2 protein-coding genes are annotated in these 2,935 nt (G+C 75.7%); both read right to left on the reverse strand.

The genetic code is table 11. The features are described 5' to 3' along the window. Nucleotides 1-1,384: heme biosynthesis HemY N-terminal domain-containing protein (locus FV230_RS26715; RefSeq protein WP_147844530.1), on the reverse strand; the 1,384-nt coding region annotated here is incomplete at its 3' end. Nucleotides 1,385-1,501: 117 nt separating this feature from the next. Then, nucleotides 1,502-2,935 (reverse strand): translation initiation factor 2 (locus FV230_RS30060; protein WP_187275640.1); only part of this gene is annotated, 1,434 nt, incomplete at its 5' end.

A 2,935-nucleotide genomic window follows, 5' to 3' on the forward strand; every position in this document is an offset into this window, starting at 1 on the left:
GTGCCATCGTGCTCGCGGCCGCGGGGGCGGCGTGGGGCGCCGCGAGCGCGACCGTGTCGGTGTCCGGCGCCGGCGTCTCGAACGGCTCCTGGCCGGCGAGCAGGTTCGGCGGCGCCTGCCAGACGAAGGCGTCGATGCGGCCGGAGACCGGCGAGATCGGCTCCCAGGTCGGCGAGGCGACGCCGTCGGCGATCCAGACGGGATCGCGCGGGGCATGCGCGGCGCGGGCGAGCCATTCGCGGGCGCGGCCCGAGCCGGCGCCGTGCTCGGTCTCCTCGATCCGTGCCATCATCAGGCAGGTGCGCACGCTCGGGCCGTCGTCGAGCAGGGGCCGGATCGCCTCGCGGGCCTTCTCGAAGTCGCGGGCGTCGAACGCGGCCTGCGCCAGGGCGAGGCGCGCCTCGGGGGCCCAGGACGAGAGCTTGGCCAGTGTCTCGGCCCGCGCCAGGCGGTCCCGCACGGAATCGCCGGTGCGCAGGTTGAGGTAGACCTTGGCGAGGTCGGGGTGCGGGTTGGCCTTCCACGCGGCCTCGACGATCTTGGCCGCCTTCTTCAGATCGCCGCGGCGGGCGAGCAGGCGCCCGGCGATGCTGGCGGCGGGAACGAGATCGGGCGCGAGCTTGACCGCCTGGAGCGCGCGCTCGGTCGCCGCCTCCGGCTCGCCGGCCTCGCGCACCTGCGCCATCGCGGTGAGCAGGACGGCACGCTGGCGCCGCGCCTCCGCCTTGTCGATCAGCCCGAGGGAGCCGCGGCGCTCGACGATCTCGAGCGCGCCGCCCCAGTCGCCGTCGGCGCATTGCGCCTCCAGCACGGCGTCGTTCGCCCAGGTGACGCTGGGGGCGAGGCGCGCGGCCTCCGCCGCGTAGGCGCGGGCGGAGACGTCGTCCTCGCGTCGGCGCGCTTCGACGAACAGGCCGCGCAGGCCGAGCACCCGCGTCTCGGGGTCGTCGACCATGCGCTGGAACGCACTCTCTGCCGCCTGCCGGTCGCCGGAGATCTGCGCCGCCTGGGCCTTGAGCAGCAGGGTCAGCGGTTCCGCGCCGAGCAGGCGCTCGGCGTCGCCCGCATGGCGGCGGGCGGCGAGGGGATCGCCCGACCCGACCGCGACCATGCCGCGCGACAGGGCGGTGAAGCCCTTGGCCCGGCGGCGCTCGCGCGAGCCGTTCACCAGGGTGTCCGGCAGGGTGATGATGCCGCGGACCACGGCCCAGACCAGGCCGAGCGCGATCGCCGCGATGCCGACGCCGATGAGGGCGATGGCGAGGCTCGTGGCCACCTCGTAGCCGTTCCACACGATGGTGACCGACCCGGGTCGGTCGGCGATCCACACCGCCCCGAAGGCGGCGATGGCAAGCAGGGCCAGGAAGGCGAGAGCGCGCCACATGAGGTCGGGTACTCCTGTCAGCCGCGAGGACGGCGTCGCGTCGCGACGAGGATGTGGGCGGGGGCGATGGCCGCCCCCGCAGGATGGCGTGTCTCTGCGATCACCTCTGGGGGGCGATCACGGCTTGGCGGTCGGCGCGGTCGTCGGCAGGCCCTTGAACGCGTCGGAGAGCAGCGCCTGGGCCGCCTGGGCCGCCTGGGCCCGCGCCTTCAGCGTCGCGCCGAAATCGCCGGCCTGCGCCTTCAGATCCTGCGGCATCGCCTCGTAGGCCTGCGACGCCTCGATCAGCGCGCCGCGGTCGAGGGCCGCCTGCACCTTCGCCGTCGGATCGCTGGCGGCAGCCTCCTCGGCGGCCGGCGGCGCATCGACCTTGCGGACCTGCACGATCGAGTCCGCGATGCTGAGGAAGCGGCTCTTGAGGTCGCCGTTGGCGGCGACCTCCTTGGCGGCGGCGGCCTTGCGCGCGGCGGCGACCTTGTCGGCGATCGGGCGGAACGCGGCGGCGAGCTGGTCCGCGGTCGGCGCGCCCTTGTCGGCGAACGGCGCCAGGGCGTCGACGCGGCTCGCGTCGCCGGTCTCGAGCTTGCGCAGGGTCGCCAGCGGCTCGGCATACGGGACGCCGGCCTCCAGCGCGGCGGCGATCCGGTCGGCGGTGACGACCTTCAACGCGGCCTGGACGGTGCTGGCCTCGGCCCGAAGCGCCACCGCCTTGTCGAGGGTGGCGATCTTGTCGGCCTGATCCTGCAGGCGCCGGTCGAGGGCCTTGGTCGCCGACTCGGCCGTGCTCCTGCCGGCCTCGGCCGCCTCGCGGCTCGCCTGCGTCGCCGTCTGCACCGCCTCGGTCGCGGCCTTCACCCGCTCGTCGAGGGTCTTCTGCAGGGCATCGAGGCGCTGGCCGAGGGCTTGGTCGGCCTCGGCGTTCGCCTTGGTGCGCGCCTCGACCTCGCCCTGGAGCGTGGCGAGCTTCGGCGCGAGGTCGACGGCCGGGGCGCGCGCCGCCTTGTCGGGCGCCTTGTCCTCGAGCGCCTTCACGCGCCCGTCGAGGGCGGCGATCTGCTTGGGGTCGCCGCCGGCCTGGGCCACCCCGAGGCGGGAATCGCCAGCCTGGTCGCGGCCCGGCTCCTCCTGCAGGGCGGAGACGCGCTGGTCCAGGCTGTCGAGCCGGGCGGCGATGTCGGCCGGAAGAGCGGCCTGGGCGGCCGCCGCCGGGGTCGTGCCCTGGCCCTCGGCGGACGTGGCCGTCGCGCCGGACGCACGGTCCAGCGCCTGCCTGGCCGTGGCCTCCGCCGCCTTCACCGCGTCGGGCAGCGGCTTCAGCGTCGCCTCGTTGGCGGCGACGCGCTTGTCGAGGGCGGCGACCGCGTCGCGCGGGCTCAACGATGCCATGCGCTGGTCGAGGCCGGTGAGCTGGCCGGAGATTCGCTGGTCGAGGGCGTTGAGGCGGGCGTCGTCGCCGGCATTGCCGAGGATGCCGGCGCGCTCCACCGCGAAGAGCAGGCCGGCGCCGATCACGCCGCCGAGAAGGCCGGCGGTCGCCACCGAGCCGAAGCC

The sequence above is a fragment of the Methylobacterium sp. WL6 genome, from assembly GCF_008040095.1.
Taxonomy (GTDB): domain Bacteria; phylum Pseudomonadota; class Alphaproteobacteria; order Rhizobiales; family Beijerinckiaceae; genus Methylobacterium.